Genomic DNA, 24,852 nt, shown 5'->3' with positions numbered 1-24,852 from the left:
GCCTGTCCGGCCCGCACCGCTCACTTCTGTTCACTTGTCAGCGCTCATTTGTCCGCGCTTACTTGTCCGCACTCACTTGTCCGCGTGGCCGCCCAGGTAGAACAGCAGCCAGATGAAGCCGGCGATGAGGTGCGTGACGAAGACGTAGACGCAGACGCGCAGGGCGACTTGCCGCTCCGCGCCCTTCTCGCTCTTGTCCCGCTTCGTGCTCCTGGAGCCGGGGCCGGCCGGGGCCGGTGCAGGGGCGGAGCCTTCGGGCGTGCCGTCGCTCATGGGGAGGTTCCTCGCCGTTCCGGTCACGACTCGTCGTCCGTGGCCACACCGTGCTCGTGGGCCATGCGCAGGGCATCGTCCAGCTCGTCCTCGGCCACGGCGGACTCGTACGCGTCACCGGCCTCACGCGCGGCCCGCAGGGCCGCTCGGGCACGGCTCACCCGTTCCCGTATCGCATCGGCGAACCCGCCCACACCGCACCCTCCGCCCTCGGACCGAATTGACCACCACGACACATCATGAATTGAAGATTTCTTCAAGTCTAGGGCACCAGGCGGACGCCGGTGACCATGTCGGGACGGATACGGACGGTGCAGTCCATGGCCTTGTCGACCCACGGGTGGAGCCGCGCGCGGTAGCGGGCCAGCTCGTCGGGGTCGGTGACCGGCTGGGCGTAGCCGGTGACCACGACGCTCCAGCCCAGCCGGGTGTCCGGATCGATGCAGTCGGCCTCGTAGGCGACGACGACACCCGGGTCCCCGGCCTGCTGGCTCTGGCCGACCAGGGCGGCGCCCTCGTGGGTGCGGATGACGACGTCCTCGCCGTCCAGCAGGTGGTTGACGGGGCGGATGGCCGGCAGGGCGTGCAGGGTGAAGACGATCCTGCCCAGCGGGACGCTGCCGAGCAGCCGGAGGGCCTCGCTGCGGTCCAGCTGGACCATGCGCCGGGCGGCGGGTTCGGCCGCGCCCGTCCACGGGACCGTGACGACCCGGCGGACGTTCTCATCGCTCACCGTGTGCTCGCTCTCACCTCGTGCCACCTGGGTGCCGGTGCTCCGGGGCGCCTCGCGCGCGGGTGGGGAGAACCGGCTGATGAGGCCAGTACAGGCAGCACCCGCCGCGCGCCGCTAGGGCCGTTCGGTCCCCTTTTCCGCCGGTACCGCCCGGGGCCCTTCCTGACGGGAGGCGTCCGCCCGGCTCCGGAAAAGGCCGCGCCCCGGGGCCGCCCCGGCTCGTAGTCTGACCGCATGACCCCCTGGAGCCTCGACCGGTACCGCGCCGAACTCCTTGCCCAGACCGGCCTGTTGCGCGCCCTGGTCAGGGACGCCGACCCGGCTGCCCCCGTGCCCACCTGCCCCGCGTGGAACCTCGGACAGCTGCTGCGGCACGTCGGCGGGGCCCACCGCTGGGTGGAGACCATCGTCCGGACCCGGGCCACCGGGCCCGTGCCCCACGACCTGGTCGACGAGGTCTTCCACTACGGCGACCACGACATGGCCGCGCTCGACACCTGGCTGGACGAGGGCGCCCGGCAGCTCTCGGACGCCCTGGACCGGGCGGGCCCCGACGCCCGCGTGTGGACCGTGGTCCCCGGCCGGCCCCTGGCGTTCTGGGCGCGGCGCATGCTGCACGAGACCGTCGTCCACCGCGCCGACGCCGCCCGGAGCACCGGCGCCCGCTACGAGGTCGACGCGGCGGTCGCCCGGGACGGCCTCGACGAGTGGATGGCCAACGCCACCGTGCCCGAGGCGTACGACACCGCGACCGGCCCGCCCCTGCTCGGCGCCGGCCGCACGCTCTGCTTCCGGGCCACCGACGACCCGGCCGGGCGGTGGCTCGTCGACCTCACCGGCACCACCCCCGTGTGGCACCGCGTCGCCGACGACGCGGCCGTCGGCGACGCGGCCGTCACCGTCGACAGCCCGCTCGCGGACCTGCTGCTGCTCGTCTACGGCCGGCCCGTCGACGGGCGCGTCGACGTCCACGGCGAGCGCGCCCTGCTCGGCCTGTGGCTGGAGCGGACGGGCTTCTGGCTGCGCGAGTGAGCCGTCAACCGGTCATCGGTCACCGGTCCGCGGAGACCGTGACGGAACGGGCCGGGTCCGTGGTGTCGTTGACGCTGTACGTCGCGTGGAACGTGGCCGTGGTGACGGACTTCGGGCAGAAGAAACCGCCCTCGATCTTCACCGGGACGTTCACCCCGTCGAAGGCGACCTTGGACGGCTTGCCGTTGGTCCACGTCCCGTCGAGGACCGCCGGGGAGGCCGGCGCGGCGGTAACCGTACAGTTCACCAGGCCCTTGGTGGTCAGCCGGAAGCCTCCGACGGGCATCGTCAGACTCGCGGCGGCCGGGGCGCCGTTCCGCACGGCGAGGCTCCACTCTCCGTTGCCACTGTTCGTGGTGATCTCGGCCTTCAGGCCGGGCGCGTCCGTGGTGCAGGAGCCGAAGGACGGTGCGGCGATGGCCGCGTGCACGGGGCCGGAGTTCCCGGATGCCCCGGGGACCGTGTTCGTGCCCGGGGCCGGCAGCGAGCGCGAGAGGGCACAGGTGACGGTCACCGGTCCCGCCGCGAAGACTACGGTGCCGTCGGCCACGGCCGAGAACCGGTGCCCCGCCGGCGACATGACCGTGCCGCCGTCCGCGGCGGCGGCCTGCGCGGGCGGCAGTACGGCCATGGCCACTCCCACGCACGACACTGCTGCCATCCCCTGTGACATCCGGCTGCGGAACGACATCACGACTCCTCACACGGTGAGCTGAATACGAGTCAGGGCCGCGAAGGCCCCGCAGCAAGATCATCTCCGGGCGGCCACGGGCGGCGCAGGGACCGAACAGCCCTCTTCGGCAAGGCCGATGGTCCCTCCGCTGTGCCTGTGCCTGCGCCTATGCCCGCGGCGGCGGCAGCGGCGTCTCATGACACGGCGGAACGGAATGCCGCCCGGTGGCCGACCGCGTGAACGGCCAACGGGTGTGGCTCGTAGGCGCGTTGGCGGCCGGCGTCGGCCGCACCCGTCTGTTCCGCGCGCTCGCCCCTTACGTACTCGGTGTGCGCCGACGGCCGCTGGACGCCCAGCCGGGCCTTCCTGCCCACGGTCCTGCTCACGGACCGGCTACTGACGCCGGATCAGTTGCGCGCGCCGAGCGCCCGGCTCGTCCCCGCGGCGGCTCCCGGGGACACGACAGCGCGCTCCCTGACGGTCAGACGACGTCGAGCGCCCGGTGCGGCCCGGCCGGGAGCTCGGCGCGGATGGCGTCGCCGGGCCGTACCTCGCCGCCCTCGACGACGACCGCCATGACCCCGGCCTTGCGCACGACCTTGCCGTCCTCACCGCGGCCGACCACCTGCTTCAGCAACCCCGCCCGGAAGTCCTCGATCTGCCGGCAGGGGTTGCGCAGACCGGTGACCTCGACGACCGCTTGCCCGCCGATGTGCAGGCGCGTACCGACAGGCAGGCCGAGCAGGTGGATGCCGCTCGTGGTGATGTTCTCCCCGAGCTCGCCCGGGGCGACGTCGAATCCCTTCTCGCCGACCTCGGTGAAGAGTTCCTCGTGGATGAGGTGGACTTGACGCAGATTCAGCTGGCTCGGGTCCTGGGCGACGCGTGAGCGGTGCTTGACCGTCACCCCGGCGTGCACGTCCCCCTCGACGCCGAGCCCGGCGAGCAGTCTGATGCTGTCCCGGTTCGGCTTGGTGAACGAGTACACGCCGTTGCTGCTGACTGCCGTCACCGTTGCGGTCATCGGGACACCTCTCCCCCATCGACGATGCGTCCCCCGAGCGTACATAGCTTCACCGTGCACCGGTCAACGGCTTTCGGGAACGGGCAGACCGGTGACCGCCGGGCGTTGTCAGTGGCCGATGCGACGATGCGCGTACACCATGAACGCGAGCCCCTGCCGCGATCACGCTCCCGGAGACGGGGGAAGAAGGAGAGACCCGTGCGCATCGTCATCAGCGAGTTCATGAGCCTGGACGGCGTCGTGCAGGCGCCCGGCGGGCCGGAGGAGGACACCGACGGCGGCTTCGCCCACGGGGGCTGGTCGCATCCGTTCTTCGACCCCGAGGTGCTGGGCGGCGCCGTCAGCGAGGCGCTGGAGAGAGCCGAGGCGCTGCTGTTCGGGCGGCGCACGTGGCAGACCATGGCGGCGGCGTGGCCCGGGAGGGCCGGTGATCCCTTTGCCGACCGGATGAACGCGATCCCGAAGTACGTCGTCTCCCGGACGCTGGGCGAGGGCGAGTTGACGTGGGAGAACACCACGCGCATCCCCGGGGAGGAGGCCCTTGCCCGCATTCGCCGGCTGTGTGCGGCCGACGGCGGCGATCTGCTGGTCATGGGGAGCCCCACGCTCGTCCGCAGTCTGCTGCGCGAGGGCCTGGCCGACGAGCTCCGGCTCATGATCATGCCGGTGCTGCTCGGCGGCGGGAAGAAGATCTTCCCTGGCGACGGCGCGCTGCGCAGACTTGAGCTGGTCTCCGCGGTCACCAGCGGCACGGGGGTGCAGGTGTGCACCTACCGACTTCTCAAAGAAGGGAGTCGAACAGCTTGACTTCGAGTCGACTCAAGCGAATATCAGGGCCATTGGGCAGGCGATGCGGTCGCTGTGGGCGAGCCCCCGCGCCGAGCGGAGTTCAGCCGCGGTCGTGCCGTACGTCGAGCGTCTTCGTCTCCCCCGGCGCCAGGGACACCGTCCGCCCCGGCAGGACGATCCGCAGCGCCGTCTCCTCCGACTCGGGGACGCTGACGGTCAGCCGGCCGCCGCACAGGCGCACACCGATGCCCCAGTGCCCGCGATAGCGGAGGGTGAAGCCGGACTCGGAGAGTTCCGGAAGTTGCACGGGGTCGAGCCACAGGGCGTCCTCGCGGGTCTCCAGTCCGGTCAGTCCGCGCTGGACGAGATCGAGGGTGCCCGCCATGGCGCCGAGGTGGATGCCCTCGGCGGTGGTGCCGCCCTGCACGTCGCAGACGTCCTCTTCGAGGGCCTCACGGCAGTAGCGCCAGGCGTCGGCGCGGCGGGCGCGGGCGAGCACCCAGCCGTGCACCAGGCCGCTCAGGGTGGAGCCGTGGCTGGTGCGCCGCAGGTAGTGGTCCACGGTCCGCTGCCACAGCTCGTCGGTGAGCGCGTACTCCAGCCTCCTGAAGACGGCGGAGAGTTCGGCCGGTGAGAACAGGTAGCCGAGCATCAGCACGTCGGCCTGTTTCGACACCTGGTAGCGGTTGACGGAGTCGCCCTCGGCCTCCAGGACGCGGTCCAGGCGGCGGATGTCGCCGTAGCGCCGGCGGTAGGCGTCCCAGTCGAGCTCGACGAGCTGCCCGTAGCCCTCGAACTGGCTGATGACGCCCTGGTGGAAGGGCACTCGCAGCCGCCGGGAGACCTCCTCCCACAGGGGGAGCCGCTCCCTGTCCAGGATGCCGCGCTCGACGAGCTCCTGGCGGCGCCGGGCGGGCAGGCCACGGACCAGGTCCAGGGCGCGGGTGAGCACCCAGGCGGCGGTGACGTTGGTGTAGGCGTTGTCGTCGATGCCGGGGCGGGCGGCGTCGGGGTAGGAGTCGTGGTACTCGTCAGGGCCGACGACCCCGCGCACGCGCCAGCGGCCGCTCGCGGGGTCGGGTTCGGCGCGGTCCGCCCAGAAGCGGGCGATCTGCAGCAGCATCTCCGCGCCCCTGGTGTGCAGATAGTCCGTGTCGCCGGTGGCCTGGCAGTACTGCCACACGTTGTAGGCGACGGCCGAGCCCACGTGGTGCTGGAGGCGGGAGTGGTCGGGCAGCCAGCGGCCGGAGTGCGGGTTGAGGTGCAGGCTCTGGGTCTCGTCGCGGCCGTCGCTGCCGCTCTGCCACGGATACAGGGCCCCGTCGCGGCCCGCCCGCCGGGCGGCCAGCAGGGCCCGGGGCAGCCGGCGGTGCCGGTAGTCCAGCAGGGCCCGGGACACCTCGGGGAAGCGCAGGTTCAGGAAGGGCAGGACGAACAGCTCGTCCCAGAAGACGTGTCCCCGGTAGGCCTCGCCGTGCAGTCCTCGCGCCGGTACGCCCGCGTCGAGTTCCGCCGTGTGCGGGGAGAGGGTCTGCAGAACGTGGAAGATGTGCAGCCGCAGGACGCGCCCCGCCTCGCCGGGGACGCGCAGTTCCGCGCGCCGCCACAGCTCCTCCCAGGCGATGGTGTGGGTGCGCAGGAGTTCGGTGAAGTCCGGTGCGGTGGCGGCGCGTTCGACGGGGGCGGTGAAGGGGTCGCTGATGGCGCGGTCGCGGGAGGTGTGCAGTGCGACGGTCTTGTCGACGGTGACGGGCCGGCCGTCGCGGACCTCCAACTCCAGGCGGTGCACGGCCCGGTGGCCGCAGGCCCCACGGGTGTCGTACCGCTTCCCGCAGCCGGTCACGGTGGTCCGCTGGGCCATGCCGATGCCGATGTCCGAGGTCCTGGTGCGGCAGCGCAGCCACACCGTGTGCGGGTCGGTCACACCGGTGCGGAACCCGGTGAGGTGGCGGCCTTCGAGGTCCCGGTAGCGCTCGACGCCCGCGTTGACGACGGTCCCGTCGAGAGCGGACTCCACCTCGATCCACCCGGACCAGCCCTCGGCGGTGAGGACGGTGCGCAGGGCCGCGAGGTGCGGGTCGCCCATGTGCACCAGGCGGAGCTGCTCGACGGCGAGGAGGCGGCCGTCGGCCGCCCGGTGGCGGAAGGTGCGGCGCAGGGTGCCGTGCCGCAGGTGCAGGACGAGCCGGTGTCCGCTCACCTCGCCGGTGTCCATGGCACACCACGGTCCGGGCGGGCCGTCGGCGGGCAGCGCCCGAAAGCGCAGGGGCAGCCAGTTGGGGAGGTTGACCAGGTCCTCGTTCTCGACGTGACGGCCCGCCACGGCCGAGACGAGGCGGTCGTAGCAGCCGGCGGCGTAGGTGCCCGGGTAGTGGCCGTGTCCGGCGGTGCTCTCGGGGGCGGCGCCGCGGGTGGCGAAGCGGCCGTTGCCGAGGGTGCACAGCGCTTCCCGCAGCCCTTCCGTGGCCGGGTCGTAGCCCTCGTACTCCCAGGTCCACTCCGGCATGGTCGGCCTCGCTTCCGTCCTTGCGTTCCAGGAGAGCAGACGGAGCCGCGGGACGGGGTGCTGTGTCACTCCGCCGGACCCGTACCGGCTCGTCCGGACGTACCGTCGCCCGCCCTTCTCCGGGGCGCGCAGGGCGCGGATCGGGGCGGTTCGGCCCCCGGCCCGGTCCGTTCGGCCCCGGGCGGGGCGGGCCCGTCGCGGGGAGGATCGGAAGTGGACGCCCATGCCCAGGACGGGGAGAGAGCCATGACAGGTGCCACCCGTATCGCGGTCGTCGGGGTCGGCAACGAGTTCCGGCGGGACGACGGCGTGGGTCTGGCGGTCGTCGCCCGGCTGCGGGAGCGTGCGGCGGTACGGCCGCTGCCGGCCGGGACCGTGCTGTCGGCGTGCGACGGGGAGCCGGGGCGGCTGATCGGCCACTGGGAGAACGCCGGGCTGGCCGTGGTCGTCGACGCTGCCCACGCTCATCCGGGACACCCGGGCCGGGTGCACCGCGTGGACCTGGACCGGCACGGTGCCTGGCGGTCGCAGGCGGCCGGCACGCACGGGCTCGGCCTGGGCGAGGCCGTGGAACTGTCCCGCACGCTCGGCAGGATGCCCGGGCATCTGGTCGTCTACGCGGTCGAGAGCGCCGACACCTCGCTGGGCACCGGGCTGACCGAGGCCGTGGCGGCGGCGGTGGAGCCGCTGGCGGAGCGTATCGAGGAGGACATCGCGCGGCACCGCGGGGCGCTCGCCCGTGGGGAGTTCCCGGCCCGGTGAGCGCTCGACCCGCCCGGCCGGAACGGGCGCCGCGCCCGGGGGACGAGCGGCCCGCGCCCGCGAGCCGGGGCGACGAGCCGGCCGCGGTCGCGCCGGCGCCGTCGCGCCCTGAGGGCCGGCGGTCGGGGCGTACGGGGCGGCCGCCGGACCCCGGCCGCGAAGCGTCCGCGCCCACCGGGCGGACACCGCACCGGCAGCGCGCGACGGCCGCACCGGCGCAGCCGGTATCGCCCCCTGGGTGCCGACGGCCCGGGCCCGCAGGAGGTCCACGGGACCCGGGAGAGAAGCGGCTCCCGCCCTCGGGGCAGGCACCGCCCCCGGAGCCCGAGCCGACCACGCCCTCTGACCGGACACCACCCCCGAAGTCCCACCGGCCCGCACCCAGCCCGGGAGAGAAACCGCTCCCGCCCACGGGACAAGCACCGCCCCCGGAGCCCGAGCCGACCACGCCCTCTGACCGGACACCACCCCCGAAGTCCCACCGGCCCGCACCCAGCCCGGGAGAGAAACCGCTCCCGCCCACGGGACAGGCACCGCCCCCGGAGACCGGGCGCAGCGCGCTCGCCGTCACCGTGTCCGGCCGGGTCCAGGGTGTCGGTTTCCGGCCCTTCGTGCATCGGGCCGCCACGCGGCTGGGGCTCGACGGGTGGGTGCTCAACGCGGGCGGTCACGTCGAGTTGACCGTGGCGGGGGCGCCGGGCGCGGTGGAGCGGATGGTCACGCTGGTGCGGGAGGACGCGCCGCCGCTCGCCGAGGTCCGTCGCGTGGAGACGGCCCCGCCGCGCGCGCCGCTGCCGGAGGCGGGTTCGGGGTTCTCGGTGCGGGCCAGTACCGGGGCGGCGGGCTTCAGGGATGTTCCCCCGGACGCCGCGACCTGTGAGGCGTGCCTGGGTGAGCTGTTCGACCCGGGGGATCGCCGTTACCGATATCCGTTCGTCAACTGCGCGGACTGCGGCCCACGTTCGACGGTCATCGAGGATCTGCCGTACGACCGTGAGCGGACGACGATGCGTCACTTCCCGCTGTGCGCGCCGTGTGCCGCGCAGTACGCGGATCCGCAGGACCGGCGCTTCCACGCCGAGCCCGTGGCCTGTCCCGCGTGCGGTCCGCGGCTGTCCTGGGAGGGGCTCACCGGGGAGGCGGCCCTGCGGGCGGCCGTGGCCGCCGTCCTGGGGGGCGGGGTCGTCGCGGTGAAGGGGCTCGGCGGCTACCAGTTGGTGTGCGACGCGACGAACGCCGCCGCCGTGGCCCTGCTCCGCGAGCGCAAGCGGCGCCCGGCGAAGCCGTTCGCCGTCATGGTGCGGGACGTGGCGGCCGTACGGCGGCTGGCCCGGCTGCCGCGTGCCGCGCACCGGGCGCTGACCTCGCCCGCCCGGCCGGTCGTGCTGCTCGCCGCGCGCGGCCGTACCGAGGTCGTGGCGGCGGTGCGGCCGGGCACGGACCGTGTCGGGCTGTTCCTGCCCACGACGGGCCTGCACCATCTGCTGGCGCACGACGCGGGCCGGCCGCTCGTCGTCACGAGCGGCAATCTCTCCGGTGAGCCCATCGCGATCGACGACGTCACGGCCAGGAGCCGGCTGGGGGCCGTCGCCGACGGTTTCCTCACGCACGACCGGCCGATCCGGGCGCGCTACGACGACTCGGTGGTGCGTCCGGCGGGCCGTACGGTCCTCACGGTGCGCCGGGCCCGCGGGCTGGCCCCCGCGCCGTTGCCGCTGCCCGTGGCCGCGGCGGTGCCGCTGGTGGCGGCGGGCGCGCAGCTCAAGCACGCCTTCGCGCTGGCCGAGGGGGAGCGGGCCGTTCTCGGGCCGCACACCGGGGACTTGTCGGACGCGGGCACCCTGGAGGCGTTCGAGGCGTCGTACGCCGGTCTGGTGCGGTTGACCGGGATCGCGCCGCGGGCCGTGGCGCACGATCTGCACCCGGACTATCTGTCGACCCAGTGGGCGCGGGCCCTGCCGGTGGGCCGTCGGATCGCGGTGCAGCACCACCACGCGCACGTGGCGGCCTGCGCCGCCGAGCACGGGCTGCGCGGCCGGTTCCTCGGGGTCGCCTACGACGGGCTGGGCCTCGGTGACGACGGCACGCTGTGGGGCGGCGAGATCCTGCTCGCCGACCTGGTGCGCTACCGCCGTGTGGGACGTTTCGGGGCCGCGCCGCTGCCGGGCGGGGCGGCGGCCGTGCGCCGGCCGGCGCGTATGGCGCTCGGATACCTCTACGGCGCCGAGGAGTTGGGGACGCCGCCGCCGTCGGCCGCGATGGTGCGCTCGTTCACCGAGCGCCTGGATGCACGCGAGGCGGCCGTGGTGCGGGCGATGGTCGCACGTGGTGTCAACTGTCCGCGTGCCTCCAGCGCGGGCCGGCTCTTCGACGCCGCCGCGAGCCTGCTGGGGCTCGGCGACGACGTGAGCTACGAGGGGCAGGCGGCCGTGGCCCTGGAGGCGGCGGCGGGCGGCACGCGGGCGGAGGCGCTGCCCTGGCGGCTGGCCGAGGCCGGGGGGCTGTGGGTGTACGACCCCGTGCCCACCCTCACCGCGCTGCTGGAAGGGGCCGCCGCCGGCGAGCGGGCCGGGCGGCTGGCGGCGGCCTTCCACACCACGGTCGCCGAGGTGACGGCCGCCCTCGTGGAGCGGGCCGTGCGGGAGGGGGCGCCGCGCACGGTGTGTCTGGCGGGCGGCTGTTTCCAGAACGCCCGGCTGCTGGGGGAGGTACGGGCGCTGCTGCGGGCCCAGGGGCTGCGGGTCCTGGTCGGCCGCGCCGTGCCGGTCAACGACGGCGGGATCGGTTACGGGCAGGCGGCGGTCGCCGCGGCCCGGATCGCGGGCGGAGGAGAGTGAGCGCGTATGTGTCTGGGCATTCCCGGCAGGGTTGTGGAGGTCCGTGACAGCGCCGGGCTGCGGCTGGCGACGGTCGACTTCGGCGGGGTGCGCCGTGAGGCGTTCCTGGACTACACGCCGGAGGCGGACGTCGGCACGTATGTCGTCGTGCATGTCGGGTTCGCGATCACGACGGTCGACGAGGCCGAGGCGGAGCGCACGCTCGATGTGCTGCGGGCGATGGCCGACGCGGTGGAGGGCGAGCTCGGCGAGCCGCTCCCGCCGCGCCCGTGAGGAGGGCCGGTCGGCCCCCGGCCGTGCCCGGTCAGCCCATCCGCCGCGCGGCGGGAGCGGGAACAGGCTGGAGGTGACCGAGGGAGGTGACGGGAGGATGCCGGACACCCGGGTTCTGCCCTCCGCGCCTGTTCACGTGCTGCTGACGGACGGTACGACCGCGCGGCTCCGGCAGGCCGTGCCGGAGGACCGGGCGGCCGTGGCGGGGTTGTACGAGCGGATGTCGCCGGAGAACCTGCGTCTGCGGTTCTTCTCGGCGGGCTCCCGTGCCGCGCGGCACGGCGCCGATCAGGTGTGCGGCGCGGGGCGGCCGGGCGAGCGGTCCCTGCTCGCGGAGGTGGACGGCGCTCTCGTGGGCGTCGCCGAGTACCACGCCGACGCGGGGCGGCCGGACCGGGCCGAGGTCGCGCTGGCCGTGGCCGACGACTGGCACGGCCGGGGCGTGGGCACCCTGCTGCTGGAGCACCTGGTGGACGCGGCCCGTGCCGACGGCCTCAAGGAGTTCACCGCCGACGCGCTCAGCGAGAACCTCGCGGTCCTGAAGGTCTTCGCGGATCTGGGTCTGCCGGTCCGGCGGCGCTTCGACGGCCCGGAGGTGCGGGTGCGGGTCGGGCTGCGGCAGGACGAGGGCTATCTGTCCGCCGTGGCCGAGCGGGGCCGCACCGCCGATGTCGCCAGCCTGCGGCCGCTGTTGCGGCCGGGTTCGGTGGCGGTCGTCGGGGCGGGGCGCCGGCCGGGGTCGGTGGGGCGGGCGGTGCTGCGCAATCTGCGGGCCGCCGGGTTCAGCGGTCCGGTGCACGCGGTCAATCCGCACGCCCGGGCCATCGAGCACTGCCCGTGCCGTCCGTCGGTCGCGTCCCTGCCGCAGGCGCCCGAACTGGCCGTGCTCGCCGTGCCCGCCGCCGCGGTGCCGGAGGTCGCCGAGGAGTGCGGCAGGAGCGGCGTGGGCGCGCTGCTGGTGCTGACCTCCGGGCTCGACGCCGGGCAGGCCGCCGCGCTGCGCGCCGCCTGCCGCCGGTACGGGATGCGGCTGGCCGGCCCCAACTGCCTGGGCCTGGCCAACACCGAACCGGACGTGCGGCTCGACGCGACGTTCGCCGCCCGGGTGCCGCTGCCCGGTACGGCCGGTGTGGCGACGCAGTCGGGCGGGGTGGGCATCGCGCTGCTGGCCGGTCTGTCCCGGCTGGGCGTCGGTGTGTCCACGTTCGTCTCGCTCGGTGACAAGTACGACGTGAGCGGCAACGATCTGCTGCAGTGGTGGGAGGGTGACGGCCGTACGCGGCTGGCGGTGCTGCACCTGGAGTCCTTCGGCAATCCGCGGGCGTTCTCCCGTACCGCGCGCCGGGTGGGGCGCCGGATGCCGGTGCTCACCGTGGACGCGGGCCGTTCGGAGGCCGGGCGGCGCGCGGCGGCCTCGCACACGGCGGCGGCCGCCACGCCCACGATGACGCGGCAGGCGCTGTTCGCCCAGGCCGGTGTCGTCGCGACCCGGACGATCGGTGAACTCCTGGACTGTGTCGCGCTGTTGCACGCGCAGCCGCTGCCGTCGGGCGGTTCGGTGGCCGTGGTCACCAACGCCGGTGGCGCGGGGGTGCTGGCCGCCGACGCCTGCGCGGAGGCCGGGCTGACGGTACGGCAGCTCGATCCGGGGCTCGCGGCGGAACTGGCCGCCGTGCTGCCGGACGGGGCCGTCGTCGGCAATCCGGTCGACGCCACCGCAGCCGTGTCGGAGGATCGACTGCGGGCCTGTGTGGACCGCTTGGCGGCGCACCGGGGCGTCGACGCCGTGCTCGGTGTCCTCGTTCCGACGGCGCTCGCCGAGGCCACGGGCGACGATCTGGTGCGGGCGTTCACGCACGGCCCGGGCCGCCGGCCGTGCACCACGGTGGCCGTACGCCTCGAACAGGCCGCCCGTGTCGAGTTGTTGGGCGCCGGGGACGGGGGCGTTGTTCCCGCTTATGCCGACGCGCAGGACGCCGCGCGTGCCCTGGCGTACGCCGCGGCCCACGCGCGCTGGCGCGCCCGCCCGCAGGGCGAGGCGCCGGAACCTCCCGGGATCGACACGGAGGGAGCGCGCGCCGATGTGGCGTCCTGGCTCGCCCGCAATCCCGAGGGCGGCTGGCCGGACCCGGTCGTGTGCGCGCGGCTGCTGGACCGTTACGGCGTCCCGCAGATCGCCTGGGAGTGGGTGTGCGACGAGGAGGGCGCGGTCGCGTCGGCCCGGCGGCTCGCCGGGCCCGGCGGGCGCGCGGTCCTCAAGGCGCACTGGCCGGGGCTGGTGCACAAGACGGCCGAGGGCGCCGTCCGGCTCGACCTGCGGGGCGAGGAGGAGGTGCGGGCCGCCTACCGCGAGCTCGCGGGCCGGTTCGGGGAGCGGCTGTCCGGGGTGGTCGTCCAGCCGCAGGCGCCCCATGTCCTGGAGTTGGTGGCGGGGGTGGCGCAGGACGAGGTCTTCGGGCCGCTCGTGCTGTTCGGGCAGGGCGGCACCGCGACCGATGTGCTGGCCGACCACGCCGCCCGGCTGGCTCCGCTGACGCCCTACGACGTGGACGAGCTGATCGGTGCCCCGCGCTGCTCGCGGCTGCTGTCCGGCGTCCCGGGCGGGACGCGCGTCGACCTGGGGGCGCTGGAGCAACTGCTGCTGCGGCTCTCCCGGATGGCGTGCGACCTGCCGGAGCTGGCGGAGGCGGACCTCAATCCGGTGGTGGCCGCCCCGGGCGGCGTCATCGCGCTGGACGCGCGGCTGCGGCTGCTGCCGCGCCGCGCCCACGACCCGTACGTGCGACGGCTGCGCTGAGACCGGCGCGGCCGGAGGAGAAAGGCCACGATCATGAGGCAGAGCAAGGTGGGGAACCTGATGACACCCGATGTCGTGTCCGTGCGTCCCGCCACGCCCTTCAAGGAGGTCACCAGGCTCCTCGCGGAGCACGACATCAGCGGTCTGCCCGTGGTGGACGACGACGACAAGGTCCTGGGGGTGATCTCCGAGAGCGACCTGATGCTGCGCCAGGCCGCTGTGCCGGCCGGGCCCGCCCCGCCGCGCCGCCGGGAACGGCGGCCGTGGTGGTACGGCGGCCGCCGCGACGAGACGCCCGAGCGGGTCGCGGCACGGACCGCGGGAGGGCTGATGTCCCGGCCCGCGATCGTCGTGCACGCCGCCGACAGCGTCGCCGAGGCCGCCCGGACGATGGCGCGGCACCGCGTCGAGCGGCTGCCCGTGGTCGACGAGGAGGAACGTCTGGTGGGCATCGTCACCCGCCGGGACCTGCTCCAGGTGTTCCTGCGGCCGGACTCCGACATCCGCCGCGAGGTGGTCGCCGATGTGGTCGTCGGCACCATGTGGCTCACTCCGGACACGCTCGACGTGCACGTCCTCGACGGTGTGGTCACGCTGAGAGGGCAGCTGGAGCTGCGCAGCGAGATCCCGGTGCTGCTGCGGCTGACGCAGCAGATCGACGGGGTCGTCTCGGTCGTCGACGGGCTGACGTACCGGGTGGACGACTCCCGTCCCGTGCGGCCGCCCGAGCAGACCCTGCTCGGTCTCGCCGACCAGTGAGCCGGGAGACGAACCGGCCAGGAGGCCGGCCCGTGACCGGCCCGGCCGGCCGGGCCGCGTACGAGCGGACAGGAGCAAGGCCATGGCTGCCATGACCGAGACGCGGACCCCCGGCCCCGGCGACGGCGGCGCCGCGTACGTCCTCGACCGTGCCGGGCTCGACGCGCTCGTCGCGGCCCTGCGCGCCCGCGGCCGCACGGTGGTCGGTCCCACGGCGCGGGACGGCGCGATCGTCCTGGCCGAGCTGGAGTCCGCCGGTGAACTCCCCTACGGGTGGGGCGTGGAGCTGGAGGCGGGCCACTACCGGCTGGTCCGGCGCGCGGACGGGGCGGCGTTCGCGCACAGCGCCGGCCCGCAGTCGTGGAAGAACTTCCTGCTGCCGCAGCGGGTACGGCAGTGGACCGCCGACCGGGAGCCCGACGGGCGGCTGACCGTCCGGGCCGAGCGGCACGACCCCGCCTCGTACGCCTTCCTGGGGGTGCGGCCCTGCGATCTGCGGGCGATCGCGGTCCAGGACCGGGTGCTGCTGGGCGGCCGGCACCGCGACGACGCCTACTCCGCCCGCCGCACGGGCGCCTTCCTGATCGTCGTGGAGTGCACCGAGCCGGGCGCGACCTGCTTCTGCGTCTCCATGGGCACCGGCCCGGCCACCGGCCCCGGCTACGACATCGCGATGACGGAGGTCCTGGACGAGGCCGGGCACCGCTTCCTGGCGCGCGCGGGCACCGCCGAAGGCGCCGAGGTGCTGGCCGAGGTGCCGCGGCGGCCGGCCGACGCCGCCACGCGCGCGGCGGCGAGCGGGAGCGTGGCGGCGGCCGCGGACCGCATGGGCCGCACCATGCCGCCGGTGAGCCTCAAGGCGCTGATGGCCGGAAGCCTGGCCGCCGAGCGCTGGGACGACGTCGCCGCCCGCTGCCTGACCTGCGGCAACTGCACCATGGCCTGTCCGACGTGCTTCTGCACCACCAGCGAGGACACCAGCGACCTCACCGGAGACCACGCCGAACGCTGGAGCCGCTGGGACTCCTGCTACGACCTGGACTTCTCGCACCTGCACGGCGGCCCGGTCCGCGCCTCCTCGCGCAGCCGCTACCGCCAGTGGCTCACGCACAAACTCGGCACCTGGTACGACCAGTTCGGCAGTTCCGGCTGCGTGGGCTGCGGCCGGTGCATCGTGTGGTGTCCGGTCGGCATCGACATCACCGAGGAAGCGCACGCCCTGCACCAGGAGGCGCTCGCGCGCGGCGCCGCTCCGGAGGAGACCCCATGATCACCAGGACCGGGCTGTTCGCGGCGCTCCCGGAGGGCCGCCGCGAGTCACTGATGGCCGCCGCCCGCGAGGTGGCGTTCCCGCTCGGCGAGCGGATCTTCGAGGAGGGCGGTCACGCCGACCGGTTCTGGGTGCTGCACACCGGGACGGTCGCCCTCGACCTGCACGTGCCCGGCCGCCGGGCCGCCGTCATCGAGACCCTCGGGGCGGGGGAACTGCTGGGCTGGTCCTGGCTGTTCCCGCCCCGGCAGTGGCACCTGGGCGCCGAGGCCACCAGCCCGGTACGGGCCTGGGAGTTCGACACCGACGCGGTCCTGAGGCAGTGCGCGAAGGACCCGGCGCTCGACCACGCGCTGCTGCTGTACATCGCCGAGGTCATCGGCAAACGGCTGCGGTCCGCCCGTACCCGGCTGCTGGACCTGTACGGTCCGGCGGGGAGCGGCGAACCGCGATGACGGCCGTGCCGCTGCCCTACCGTGTGGTGGAGGCCCGCCCCGAGACGGCCGACACCGTGACCTTCCGGCTGGAGCCGGCCGGCGCGGCGCTCCCGCCGTTCACACCGGGCCGGTTCGCGATGGTGTACGCGTTCGGGGTCGGCGAGATCCCGGTGTCCGTGGCCGGGATCCTGCCCGGCGGGGGGCTGCTGCACACGGTCCGCGCGGTCGGCGCGGTCTCCCGCGCGCTGCACGGGCTGCGGCCGGGCGCGACGGTGGGGATGCGCGGCCCGTTCGGCACGGGCTGGGACCTGCCGCTCGCCGCGGGCGACGACCTGCTCGTCGTCGCGGGCGGCATCGGGCTCGCGCCCGTACGGCCGCTGGTGCTCGCCGCCCTGGCGGCGCCGCGGGACTTCGGCCGGCTCAACGTGCTCGTGGGCGCCCGCACCCCCGGCGACCTGCTCTACCGGGACGAACTGGCCGGCTGGGCGCGGCCGTACTGCGGTGTCACCGTGGACCGTCCGGGGCCGGGCTGGCGCGGCCGTGTCGGCGTCGTCACGGCCCTGCTCGACGACGCGCGCTTCTTCCCGCCGCGGACCAGCGCCTTCGTGTGCGGGCCCGAGGTGATGATCCGCGCCACCGCGCGGGAGCTGCTGCACCGGGGCGTGCGGCCCGGGCGGATCCTGGTCTCCCTCGAACGCAATATGCGCTGCGCCACCGGCCACTGCGGCCACTGCCAGCTCGGCCCGCTGCTGCTGTGCCGCGACGGCCCCGTCGTCGGCTGCGACCGGGCCGAACCCCTCCTCGCCGTCCGGGAGTTGTGAGATGACGACCAGCACGCCGGACCGGCCCCGGCTCGGTGTCTTCAAGTTCGCCTCCTGCGACGGCTGCCAGCTGACGCTGCTGGACTGCGAGGACGAACTCCTGCCCCTTGCCGGGCGGATGGAGATCGCCTACTTCCTGGAGGCGTCGAGCACGGCCGCGCCGGGCCCCTACGACCTGGCGCTCGTCGAGGGCTCGGTGACCACCGCCGAGGACGCCGAACGCATCCGCCGCGTCCGCGCCGACTCCCGGCACCTGGTCACCATCGGGGCCTGCGCCACGGCCGGCGGTGTGCAGGCGCTGCGGAACTTCGCCGACGTCGAGGAGTTCCGGTCCGTGGTCTACGCCCGGCCCGAGTACATCGACACGCTCGCCGACTCGACGCCGATCTCGGCGCACGTGCCGGTCGACTTCGAGCTGCGCGGCTGCCCCATCGACCGGGGGCAGCTGCTGGAGGTCATCACGGCCTTCCTCGCCGGACGCAGGCCCGGCATCCCCGACCACAGCGTGTGCTTCGCCTGCAAGCGGCGGGGCACGGTGTGCGTGACGGTCGCCCACGGCACCCCGTGCCTGGGGCCCGTCACGCACGCCGGCTGCGGGGCGCTGTGCCCGGCCTACGGGCGCGGCTGCTACGGCTGTTTCGGCCCGTCCGCGTCGACGAACATGCCCGCGATGCTCCCGCTGCTGCGCGAGGACGGCATGAGCGGTCCGGACATCGGCCGGATCCTGCACACCTTCAACGTCACCCAGTTCAGCGCACTCGAACCGGACCGGCCGGAGGGGGAGGAGCCGTGAGCCACCGGGGATCACGCGTCCTGCACGTCGGCGCCCTGGCACGGGTCGAGGGCGAGGGGGCCCTGCGCCTGCGCGTCGAGGGCGGCACGGTCACCGCGGCCCAGCTGCGGATCTACGAACCGCCGCGTTTCTTCGAGGCGTTCCTGCGCGGCCGGCGCCACACCGAGCCGCCCGACATCACCTCGCGGGTGTGCGGGATCTGCCCCGTCGCCTACCAGATGAGCTCCTGTCAGGCCGTCGAGGACGTGTGCGGGGTGACGGTCGACGGCCAACTCGCCGCACTGCGGCGCCTGTTGTACTGCGGGGAGTGGATCGAGAGCCAGACCCTGCACATCTACCTGCTGCACGCCCCCGACTTCCTCGGACACGACAGCGCCATCGACCTCGCCCGCGTCCGCCGCGCGGACGTCGAACGGGGACTGCGGCTCAAACAGGCCGGGAACGCCGTCATGGAACTCCTCGGCGGCCGCTCCATCCACCCCGTCAACGTGCGTGTCGGCGGCTTCCACCGCACGCCCGCGCGGTGCGAACTGCGACCGCTGGCCGAGCGGTTGCGGCGCGCCCGCGACGACGCGGAGGAGACGCTGCGCTGGGTGGCGGGCTTCGACTTCCCCGACGCGGAGTGCGACGCGGACTTCCTCGCGCTGGCCGCGCCGGGCACGTACGCCATCGAGCGGGGAACACCGACCGTACTGCGCGCGGGCGGGGAGCCCTTCGCCTTCCCCGTGCGGGACTTCACCGCGCACGTGGCCGAGGAGCAGGTGCCGTACTCCACGGCGCTCCAGGCGCGGCTGGACGGCCGCCGGCACCTGACGGGCTCCCTCGCCCGGTACGCGATCAGCGGGCACCTCCTGCCGCCGGCCGTGCGGGAGGCCGCCCGCGCGGCGGGCCTCGACGGCGCCTGCCGCAATCCCTTCCGCAGCATCGTCGTCCGCGCCGTCGAGGTGCTCTACGCGGTGCAGGAGGCCCTGCGGCTGATCGAGGCGTACGAGCCGCCGCCGCACCCCGCCGTCCAGGTGCCGCCGCGGGCCGGTACGGGGCACGGGGCGACCGAGGCCCCGCGCGGCACCCTCTACCACCGCTACGTCCTCAACGCCGACGGCGTCGTCACCGACGCCCGCCTCGTCCCGCCCACCTCCCAGAACCAGGGCGCCATCGAGGAGGACCTGCGCCGGCTCGTCCAGGACGAGCTCGCCCGCGGGGACGCCACCGACGCGGAGCTGACCCGGCTGTGCGAGCGGGCCGTCCGCAACCACGACCCGTGCATCTCCTGTTCGGCCCACTTCCTCGACCTGACCGTCGAACGAGCGTGAGGACAGCCCGCGTGAAATACCTCGACGAATACCGTGACCCGCGGCTCGCCCGCCGTCTGCTGGACGAGCTGTGCCGCACCGCGACCCGCCCCTGGCGGATCATGGAGGTGTGCGGCGGCCAGACCCACACGCTCGTCCGCCAGGGCATCGACGAACTCCTGCCGGCCGGCATCCGCATGGTGCACGGCCCCGGCTGCCCGGTGTGCGTCACCCCGCTGGAGACCCTCGACCGGGCCATGGCCGTCGCGGCCCGCCCCGGCGTGATCCTCACCAGCTTCGGCGACATGCTGCGGGTGCCCGGCTCGCACACCGATCTGCTCGCGCTGCGGGCACGCGGCGCGGACGTCCGTGTCGTCTACTCCCCCATGGACGCCGTGCGCCTGGCGGAGCGTCACCCCGAGCGCGAGGTCGTCTTCCTCGCCGTCGGCTTCGAGACGACCGCGCCCGCCAACGCGATGGCCGTCCTGCACGCCGCCCGGCTGGGGCTCGCCAACTTCTCCCTGCTGGTCAGCCACGTCCTCGTGCCGCCCGCCATGACGGCGCTGCTGGACTCGCCCGAGTGCGAGGTCCAGGCGTTCCTGGCGGCCGGTCACGTGTGCGCGGTGATGGGCTGGACCGAGTACGAGCCCATCGTCGCCGAGTACCAAGTCCCCGTCGTCGTCACCGGGTTCGAGCCGATGGACCTGCTGGAGGGCATCCTGATGGCCGTCCGGCAGCTGGAGGAGGGCCGGGCCGAGGTGGAGAACCAGTACGTACGGGCCGTGCGCCGCAGCGGCAACGACGCGGCGCGGGCCGCCGTCGCCCGGGTCTTCCGGGTCACCGACCGGGCCTGGCGGGGCGTGGGCGAGCTGCCCCGCAGCGGCCTCGAACTCCGCCCGGAGTTCGCCGGGTTCGACGCGGCGCGCCGCTACGAGGTGGACACCCTGCGCTCCGCCGAGCACCCCGAGTGCATCGCCGGCGGCATCCTCACCGGCGCCAGGCTGCCCACCGACTGCACCGCGTACGGCACCCGTTGCACTCCCCGGCACCCCCTCGGCGCGCCCATGGTGTCGGCCGAGGGCACCTGCGCGGCCTTCCACGCCGCCGGCCGGACCGCCGACGCGCCGTCCGGCACGCCGTCCGACGATCCTTCGGGCTCCTCTTCCGACGCCCCTTCCTTCCAAGGGAGTTGTTCCTCATGAGCACGAGCTGTCCCCTGCCGCGCGCGGAGAACGAGCGCGTCCTGCTCGGCCACGGGGCCGGCGGGCGGCTGACGGCCGAACTGCTGGCCTCCACCGTCCTGCCCGCCACGGGAGGCCCGCGGGGCCCGCTGGAGGACGCCGCGCTCGTTCCCGGCTGCCCGGACCTGGTCCTGAGCACGGACGGCTTCGTCGTCAGCCCGCTGTTCTTCCCCGGCGGCGACATCGGCTCCCTCGCCGTGCACGGCACCGTCAACGACCTGGCGATGCGCGGCGCCGAGCCCGTCGCCCTGTCGGTGGCGCTGCTGCTGGAGGAAGGGCTGGAACTGGCCGAGCTGGAAGCGGTGCTGGCCTCGCTGGGCAAGGCGGCCCAGGAGGTGGGCGTACCGGTGATCACCGGGGACACCAAGGTCGTGGGCCGGGGCGCGGCCGACAAGGTCTTCATCACCACGACCGGCGTCGGCCGCCGGCTGCCCGGCCTGTCCGTGTCGGCGGCCGCGGCCCGGCCTGGGGACGCCGTCCTGCTGTCGGGGCCGCTCGGGCTGCACGGCACGACCGTGCTCAGCACCCGCGAAGGGCTCGGCTTCGAGGCCGACATCGCCTCCGACACCCGTCCCCTGCACCGGCTGGTGGCCGCCCTGGCGGGTCTCGGCGACGCCGTGCACGTCCTGCGCGATCCGACCCGGGGCGGGCTGGCGGCGGCGCTCAACGAGATCGCGCAGGACTCGCGCGTGCGCGTGGAGTTCGACGAGGGCGCGCTCCCCGTGCCGGAGCCGGTGGCGGCGGCCTGCGACATCCTCGGCCTCGACGTGCTGCACGTCGCCAACGAGGGCTGCATGGTCGTCTTCGTCGCGGCGGACGCCGCGGACGCGGCCCTGGCGGCCCTGCGGTCCCTCCCCGAGGGCGGCGGGGCCGTGCGCCTCGGCGAGGTGACGGCGGCCGACGGGCATCCCGGGCGCGTCGTGATGCGCACGGCCGTGGGTGCCCGCCGGGTGGTGGACATGCCGCTCGGTGAGCAACTCCCCCGCATCTGCTGATCCTGTCCCGCATCTGCCGGTCAACAGCGGCGCGCCACCAGCGTGTTCTCACCGGTCCGCCCCGCGAGATGGTCGGCGATGTTCTCCGCCGTGGCCCGGACGATCTGGCCGACCGCGTCCTGTGTGAAGTACGCCTGGTGCGAGCTGATCAGGACGTTGCGGAACGTCATGAGCCGGGCGAGGGTGTCGTCGGTCATGACCTCCAGGGACCTGTCGAAGAAGAAGACGCCGGCTTCCTCCTCGTACACGTCCAGCCCGACGCCGTCCAGCTTTCCGGCCCGCAGGGTCTCGACCAGCGCGTGGGCGTCGAGGAGACCGCCGCGGCTGGTGTTGACGACGATGGCGTCGTCCTTCATCAGCGCCAGCGCCCCGGCGTCGACGATGTGATGGGTCTCGGGGAGCAACGGCGCGTGCAGGCTGAGGAGATCGGCTTCGGTGAACAGGCGCTCGCGGTCGACGTACTCCATGCCCAGCGCCACGCACTGCGGGTTCGGCTCGACGTCGTGGCCGAGCAGTCTCATCCCGAATCCCGCGGCGATGCGGGCGAACGCGGTGCCGATCCTGCCGGTGCCGAGGACGCCGGCGGTGCGGCCGTGGAAGTCGCGGCCCATCAGACCGTCGAGGCGGAAGTCGAAGTCGCGGGTGCGCGAGACGGCCCGGGGGATCCTGCGGTTCACGGCGAGGGCCAGGGCCCACGCGAACTCGGCCACGGAACAGGGGGAGTAGGACGACACGCGGGAGACGGCCAGGCCCAGCTTCCGGGCCGCGGCGAGGTCGATGTTGTTGTATCCGGTGGCCCGTTGCGTGATCAGCTCGGTGCCGCCGTCGGCCAGGGTCCGCAGGACGCGCTCGTCCAGGATGTCGTTGACGCTGCTGCACACGATCGCGCGGCCGGCCGCCGTCAGCGCGGTGTCCGGGTCGAGGACGAGGTCCAGGCACCGCAGTTCGTGCGCGTGGCCGAGGGCCCGTTCCAGCAGCGGCCGCTCGTCAGTGGTCACTCCGTAGGCGACGATGTCCGCCATCTTCTCGTGCTCCTCACGGTCGCCCCCTGTCACGATCATGCTCCCGTGCGGGGCGTACGGCCCGGCCGCGGGGCCGGGTGGCCCATGACCGGAAGCGCGCCCGCGCGGGATGGTGGAAGGAGAGGACGCACCACGGAACGGCACAGCACGACACGCACAGCACAGCACCCCGAGGACGCATTCGATCGTCACTGAGCGAGGCGGTGGGAACGATGGCACTTCCCCTGGTCGTGGGCTTCGACGGGTCCGACAGCGCGCTGCGGGCCCTGGACTGGGCGGTGGACGAGGCGGTCCGCCGCCGCCTGCCGCTGCGGATCGTCTACGCGTCGCTGTGGGAACGCTACGAGCCGGCAGTGCCGATCTTCGGCAGTGAGCGCCCCGACGACGACGTCATGACCGAGCGGATCATCGCCTCCGCCCAGGAGCGCGTCCAGAAGCTCGCCCCGGACGCCGAGGTGCAGTCGGTCCTCACGCCCGAGGACCCCGTCGCAGCGCTGGTGCGCGAGTCGCACGAGGCCGCCGCCGTGGTGACGGGCTCGCGGGGGCGTGGGGCCGTCACGGGCCTGCTGCTGGGCTCGGTGAGCCTGTCGGTGGCCGGCCGCGCGCACTGCCCCGTGGTCGTGGTACGCGGCGAGGACAGCGAGGTCCACGGCCGGATCGTCGTCGGGGTCGGGGATCCGGACGAGGCGGCGTCGGCGGTCCGCTTCGCCCTCCGCGAGGCGGAGGCGCGCGGGTGCGAGGTGCGGGCCGTACGGGCCTGGCGCTGCGCCGAGCAGTACCCGGCGAACGGTACGGCCGCGGCCGGGGACACCGCCTTCGCGCACGAGCAGCGGGCGCTGGCCTTCCTGGCCCGGGCCCTGGACGTGCCGGAGAGCGAGCACCCGGAGGTCACCGTGCACCGCGAGGCGGTCGAGGGGCCCGCGCACAAGGTGCTCCTCGCGCGCTCGGCCGGTGCCGACCTGCTGGTGCTGGGGGCCGCCCGGCGGGCGGGCGGCCTCGGTCTGCAGCTGGGCCGGGTCAGCCACACCGCGCTGCACCACGCGGCCTGCCCGGTCGCCGTGGTCCCGTACACCGTGTGAGTCTCAACCGGCCAGAACGTCCCGCTCGATCCGGTGCCGCTCGCGCGCCGCGAGCACGGTGAGCGGCCCGGACAGCAGCGGGACGGGCGGTACGGGCGAGCGGATGCGCCGGGCTTCCGACGGCAGGGCGTCGAGGTCGGCCCGGAACCGTTGCCGGGCGGCCTCCAGCGTGGGCGGTGGCGCGGTGCGGCGGCCGTCGCGCATGACCGTCTCCAGCAGTGGTTCGGCGCCGGCGGGCGGCGGCTCGTCGGCCAGGGCGATCAGATCGGCGTGGCCGGGGCGGCGGTGGACCTGTTTGCGGCCGGGCGCGGTCACCTTCGCCGAGGACAGCTTCATCACGGGGCGGCCGTCGTACTCGACGAGTTTGTAGGCGGAGTCGAGGTAGGGGGCGTCGGCGGAGGTGCCGACGCGGGTGCCGACGGCGTAGGTGTCGATGGGGGCGCCGGAGCGTACGAGGCGGTCCACGGCGAACTCGTCGAGGCTGCCGCTCGCGGTGATCCGTACCTCCGGCAGGCCGGCCGCGTCGAGCAGGGCGCGGGCCCGTACGGCGAGCGCTCCGAGGTCGCCGCTGTCCAGCCGGACCGCGCAGCCGGGGCCGAGGCCCAGGGAGCGCAGGACGCGGGCGGCCGTGGTCACGCCTTCCTCGGTGTCGTAGGTGTCGACGAGGAAGGTCACGGGGCCGGGGTGGGCGCGGGCGAAGGCGCGGAACGCCTCCTCCTCGCTGCCGAAGGCCTCTATGAAGGAGTGGGCCATCGTGCCGACGGCCGGTATGCCCAGGGCGTGGGCGGCCGCGACGTCGCTGGTGCCGGCGAAGCCGACGAGGGCGCCCAGCCGGGCGGCCCGGTGTCCGGCCTGCGGGCCGTGGGTGCGGCGCAGGGAGAAGTCCACGAGCGGGTGCCCGTCGGCCGCCAGGACGCAGCGGGCGCACTTGGAGGCGACGGTGGTCTGGTGGTTGACGAGATTGAGCACGCAGGTCTCGACGAGCTGGGCCTGCGGCAGGGGGGCGGTGACCTCCAGCAGGGGTTCACCGGCCAGGACCACGCGCCCTTCGGGCACGGCGCGGACGTCCCCGGTGAACGTCAGGCCCAGCAGCGGCTCCAGCTCGCGCACCGGCCGTCCCAGGACGGAGACGAAGGTCTCCACGTCGTCGGCGCCGACGCGGTAGCCGGAGAGGAAGTCGAGGACGCTCTCCAGGCCCGCGGCGACCAGGAAGCCCCGGTCGGGCGGCAGGGCCCGCACGAACAGGCTGAACGTCGCCGGGCGGGTCATCTCCTCGCGCAGGTACGACAGGGCCATGGTGACCTCGTAGAGGTCGGTGGCCGTGGCCTCGGACATCGCCGGCACCTCCTCGGCGGGACTTCTTCCAGCCTCTTCCAGGCTCGTCCAGGATCGGCCGCGCGGCACCCGTCCGCCCTGGCGCGAGGCCGCGCCCCGTGATGTGCTG

Annotated in this window: 23 protein-coding genes; 15 read left to right on the top strand and 8 right to left on the bottom strand. The window is 74.5% G+C overall.

Annotation, left to right across the window (positions count from 1 at the left end; translation table 11 throughout):
* Positions 1–72: 72 nt before the first annotated feature.
* The 3 genes from ACFP1Z_RS12220 to ACFP1Z_RS12210 form a co-directional block, all read right to left on the bottom strand.
* Positions 73–273, bottom strand: a complete 201-nt coding sequence (locus ACFP1Z_RS12220) for a DUF6126 family protein (protein ID WP_390316128.1) — start codon at positions 271–273, stop codon at positions 73–75.
* Between the two features lie 23 nt (positions 274–296).
* Complete coding sequence (locus ACFP1Z_RS12215) at positions 297–434, bottom strand: hypothetical protein (RefSeq protein WP_390316127.1); 138 nt, start codon at positions 432–434, stop codon at positions 297–299.
* 101 nt (positions 435–535) lie between these two features.
* Complete coding sequence (locus ACFP1Z_RS12210) at positions 536–1,006, bottom strand: pyridoxamine 5'-phosphate oxidase family protein (protein ID WP_390316126.1); 471 nt, start codon at positions 1,004–1,006, stop codon at positions 536–538.
* A gap of 234 nt (positions 1,007–1,240) precedes the next feature.
* Between ACFP1Z_RS12210 and ACFP1Z_RS12205 the strand changes: the two genes are divergently transcribed.
* Complete coding sequence (locus ACFP1Z_RS12205; protein ID WP_390316125.1) at positions 1,241–2,038, top strand: maleylpyruvate isomerase family mycothiol-dependent enzyme; 798 nt, start codon at positions 1,241–1,243, stop codon at positions 2,036–2,038.
* 19 nt (positions 2,039–2,057) lie between these two features.
* Here the strand turns inward: ACFP1Z_RS12205 and ACFP1Z_RS12200 are convergent, their stop codons facing one another.
* Positions 2,058–2,729 carry a hypothetical protein gene (locus ACFP1Z_RS12200; protein ID WP_390316124.1) on the bottom strand — a complete coding sequence of 224 codons (672 nt, stop codon included), beginning with the start codon at positions 2,727–2,729 and terminating at the stop codon, positions 2,058–2,060.
* A gap of 463 nt (positions 2,730–3,192) precedes the next feature.
* A complete protein-coding gene (locus ACFP1Z_RS12195; protein ID WP_390316123.1) occupies positions 3,193–3,735 on the bottom strand; it encodes an MOSC domain-containing protein in 543 nt (180 codons plus the stop codon).
* Positions 3,736–3,933: 198 nt separating this feature from the next.
* Between ACFP1Z_RS12195 and ACFP1Z_RS12190 the strand changes: the two genes are divergently transcribed.
* The gene (locus tag ACFP1Z_RS12190; protein WP_390316122.1) at positions 3,934–4,542 is read left to right on the top strand and encodes a dihydrofolate reductase family protein; all 609 of its coding nucleotides are present in this window, start codon (positions 3,934–3,936) and stop codon (positions 4,540–4,542) included.
* 82 nt (positions 4,543–4,624) lie between these two features.
* Here the strand turns inward: ACFP1Z_RS12190 and ACFP1Z_RS12185 are convergent, their stop codons facing one another.
* A complete protein-coding gene (locus ACFP1Z_RS12185; protein WP_390316307.1) occupies positions 4,625–6,979 on the bottom strand; it encodes a glycoside hydrolase family 65 protein in 2,355 nt (784 codons plus the stop codon).
* A gap of 297 nt (positions 6,980–7,276) precedes the next feature.
* On the opposite strand from ACFP1Z_RS12185, the gene ACFP1Z_RS12180 reads away from it, so the two are divergent.
* The 12 genes from ACFP1Z_RS12180 (at position 7,277) to hypE (ending at position 21,307) form a co-directional block, all read left to right on the top strand.
* Positions 7,277–7,792 carry a hydrogenase maturation protease gene (locus ACFP1Z_RS12180; RefSeq protein WP_390316121.1) on the top strand — a complete coding sequence of 172 codons (516 nt, stop codon included), beginning with the start codon at positions 7,277–7,279 and terminating at the stop codon, positions 7,790–7,792.
* A gap of 572 nt (positions 7,793–8,364) precedes the next feature.
* The gene (hypF, locus tag ACFP1Z_RS12175) at positions 8,365–10,629 is read left to right on the top strand and encodes a carbamoyltransferase HypF (RefSeq protein WP_390316120.1); all 2,265 of its coding nucleotides are present in this window, start codon (positions 8,365–8,367) and stop codon (positions 10,627–10,629) included.
* A 6-nt stretch (positions 10,630–10,635) separates the two neighbouring features.
* Complete coding sequence (locus ACFP1Z_RS12170) at positions 10,636–10,902, top strand: HypC/HybG/HupF family hydrogenase formation chaperone (protein ID WP_390316119.1); 267 nt, start codon at positions 10,636–10,638, stop codon at positions 10,900–10,902.
* 97 nt (positions 10,903–10,999) lie between these two features.
* Positions 11,000–13,699 carry a bifunctional acetate--CoA ligase family protein/GNAT family N-acetyltransferase gene (locus ACFP1Z_RS12165; protein ID WP_390316118.1) on the top strand — a complete coding sequence of 900 codons (2,700 nt, stop codon included), beginning with the start codon at positions 11,000–11,002 and terminating at the stop codon, positions 13,697–13,699.
* A 33-nt stretch (positions 13,700–13,732) separates the two neighbouring features.
* Positions 13,733–14,458: a CBS domain-containing protein gene (locus ACFP1Z_RS12160; protein ID WP_390316117.1), complete on the top strand. Its 726-nt coding sequence runs from the start codon at positions 13,733–13,735 to the stop codon at positions 14,456–14,458.
* A gap of 82 nt (positions 14,459–14,540) precedes the next feature.
* Entirely contained in the window at positions 14,541–15,728 is a 1,188-nt protein-coding gene (locus tag ACFP1Z_RS12155) for a 4Fe-4S dicluster domain-containing protein (RefSeq protein WP_390316115.1), read from the top strand.
* Entirely contained in the window at positions 15,725–16,183 is a 459-nt protein-coding gene (locus ACFP1Z_RS12150; protein WP_390316114.1) for a cyclic nucleotide-binding domain-containing protein, read from the top strand. The genes ACFP1Z_RS12155 and ACFP1Z_RS12150 overlap by 4 nt, the downstream gene beginning before the upstream one ends.
* On the top strand, positions 16,180–16,986 hold the full coding sequence (locus ACFP1Z_RS12145; RefSeq protein WP_390316113.1) for an FAD/NAD(P)-binding protein: 807 nt from the start codon (positions 16,180–16,182) through the stop codon (positions 16,984–16,986). Before ACFP1Z_RS12150 ends, ACFP1Z_RS12145 begins: the two co-directional genes overlap by 4 nt.
* Before the next feature lies 1 nt (position 16,987).
* Positions 16,988–17,779 carry an NADH-quinone oxidoreductase subunit B family protein gene (locus ACFP1Z_RS12140; RefSeq protein WP_390316112.1) on the top strand — a complete coding sequence of 264 codons (792 nt, stop codon included), beginning with the start codon at positions 16,988–16,990 and terminating at the stop codon, positions 17,777–17,779.
* Positions 17,776–19,092: a Ni/Fe hydrogenase subunit alpha gene (locus tag ACFP1Z_RS12135; RefSeq protein WP_390316111.1), complete on the top strand. Its 1,317-nt coding sequence runs from the start codon at positions 17,776–17,778 to the stop codon at positions 19,090–19,092. Before ACFP1Z_RS12140 ends, ACFP1Z_RS12135 begins: the two co-directional genes overlap by 4 nt.
* Before the next feature lie 11 nt (positions 19,093–19,103).
* A complete protein-coding gene (hypD, locus tag ACFP1Z_RS12130; RefSeq protein ID WP_390316110.1) occupies positions 19,104–20,273 on the top strand; it encodes a hydrogenase formation protein HypD in 1,170 nt (389 codons plus the stop codon).
* Positions 20,270–21,307, top strand: coding sequence for a hydrogenase expression/formation protein HypE (hypE, locus tag ACFP1Z_RS12125; protein ID WP_390316109.1), 1,038 nt, complete (start codon positions 20,270–20,272; stop codon positions 21,305–21,307). Before hypD ends, hypE begins: the two co-directional genes overlap by 4 nt.
* Before the next feature lie 20 nt (positions 21,308–21,327).
* On the opposite strand, the gene ACFP1Z_RS12120 is transcribed toward hypE, so the two are convergent.
* Complete coding sequence (locus ACFP1Z_RS12120) at positions 21,328–22,329, bottom strand: 2-hydroxyacid dehydrogenase (protein ID WP_390316306.1); 1,002 nt, start codon at positions 22,327–22,329, stop codon at positions 21,328–21,330.
* A gap of 212 nt (positions 22,330–22,541) precedes the next feature.
* On the opposite strand from ACFP1Z_RS12120, the gene ACFP1Z_RS12115 reads away from it, so the two are divergent.
* On the top strand, positions 22,542–23,408 hold the full coding sequence (locus ACFP1Z_RS12115; protein WP_390316108.1) for a universal stress protein: 867 nt from the start codon (positions 22,542–22,544) through the stop codon (positions 23,406–23,408).
* A 3-nt stretch (positions 23,409–23,411) separates the two neighbouring features.
* On the opposite strand, the gene ACFP1Z_RS12110 is transcribed toward ACFP1Z_RS12115, so the two are convergent.
* Positions 23,412–24,743 (bottom strand): nicotinate phosphoribosyltransferase, encoded by a 1,332-nt coding sequence (locus ACFP1Z_RS12110; RefSeq protein ID WP_390316107.1) that lies wholly within the window; start codon positions 24,741–24,743, stop codon positions 23,412–23,414.
* Positions 24,744–24,852: the final 109 nt, after the last annotated feature.

It is taken from the genome of Streptomyces gamaensis (assembly GCF_042656465.1).
Lineage (GTDB): Bacteria > Actinomycetota > Actinomycetes > Streptomycetales > Streptomycetaceae > Streptomyces > Streptomyces gamaensis.
Note: the sequence above shows the minus strand (reverse complement) of the source record. Positions and strands in the feature narration are given on the sequence as shown.

What these genes read in the sequence shown, in the direction of transcription:
- ACFP1Z_RS12165 (WP_390316118.1), top strand. Translation starts at nt 11,000, where the DNA reads ATGCCGGACACCCGGGTTCTGCCCTCCGCGCCTGTTCACGTGCTGCTG.
- ACFP1Z_RS12120 (WP_390316306.1), bottom strand. Translation starts at nt 22,329, where the DNA reads ATGGCGGACATCGTCGCCTACGGAGTGACCACTGACGAGCGGCCGCTG.
- ACFP1Z_RS12145 (WP_390316113.1), top strand. Translation starts at nt 16,180, where the DNA reads ATGACGGCCGTGCCGCTGCCCTACCGTGTGGTGGAGGCCCGCCCCGAG.
- ACFP1Z_RS12220 (WP_390316128.1), bottom strand. Translation starts at nt 273, where the DNA reads ATGAGCGACGGCACGCCCGAAGGCTCCGCCCCTGCACCGGCCCCGGCC.
- hypE (WP_390316109.1), top strand. Translation starts at nt 20,270, where the DNA reads ATGAGCACGAGCTGTCCCCTGCCGCGCGCGGAGAACGAGCGCGTCCTG.
- ACFP1Z_RS12195 (WP_390316123.1), bottom strand. Translation starts at nt 3,735, where the DNA reads ATGACCGCAACGGTGACGGCAGTCAGCAGCAACGGCGTGTACTCGTTC.
- ACFP1Z_RS12200 (WP_390316124.1), bottom strand. Translation starts at nt 2,729, where the DNA reads ATGTCGTTCCGCAGCCGGATGTCACAGGGGATGGCAGCAGTGTCGTGC.
- ACFP1Z_RS12150 (WP_390316114.1), top strand. Translation starts at nt 15,725, where the DNA reads ATGATCACCAGGACCGGGCTGTTCGCGGCGCTCCCGGAGGGCCGCCGC.
- ACFP1Z_RS12160 (WP_390316117.1), top strand. Translation starts at nt 13,733, where the DNA reads ATGAGGCAGAGCAAGGTGGGGAACCTGATGACACCCGATGTCGTGTCC.
- ACFP1Z_RS12180 (WP_390316121.1), top strand. Translation starts at nt 7,277, where the DNA reads ATGACAGGTGCCACCCGTATCGCGGTCGTCGGGGTCGGCAACGAGTTC.
- ACFP1Z_RS12140 (WP_390316112.1), top strand. Translation starts at nt 16,988, where the DNA reads ATGACGACCAGCACGCCGGACCGGCCCCGGCTCGGTGTCTTCAAGTTC.
- ACFP1Z_RS12110 (WP_390316107.1), bottom strand. Translation starts at nt 24,743, where the DNA reads ATGTCCGAGGCCACGGCCACCGACCTCTACGAGGTCACCATGGCCCTG.
- ACFP1Z_RS12170 (WP_390316119.1), top strand. Translation starts at nt 10,636, where the DNA reads ATGTGTCTGGGCATTCCCGGCAGGGTTGTGGAGGTCCGTGACAGCGCC.
- ACFP1Z_RS12115 (WP_390316108.1), top strand. Translation starts at nt 22,542, where the DNA reads ATGGCACTTCCCCTGGTCGTGGGCTTCGACGGGTCCGACAGCGCGCTG.
- ACFP1Z_RS12155 (WP_390316115.1), top strand. Translation starts at nt 14,541, where the DNA reads ATGGCTGCCATGACCGAGACGCGGACCCCCGGCCCCGGCGACGGCGGC.
- ACFP1Z_RS12205 (WP_390316125.1), top strand. Translation starts at nt 1,241, where the DNA reads ATGACCCCCTGGAGCCTCGACCGGTACCGCGCCGAACTCCTTGCCCAG.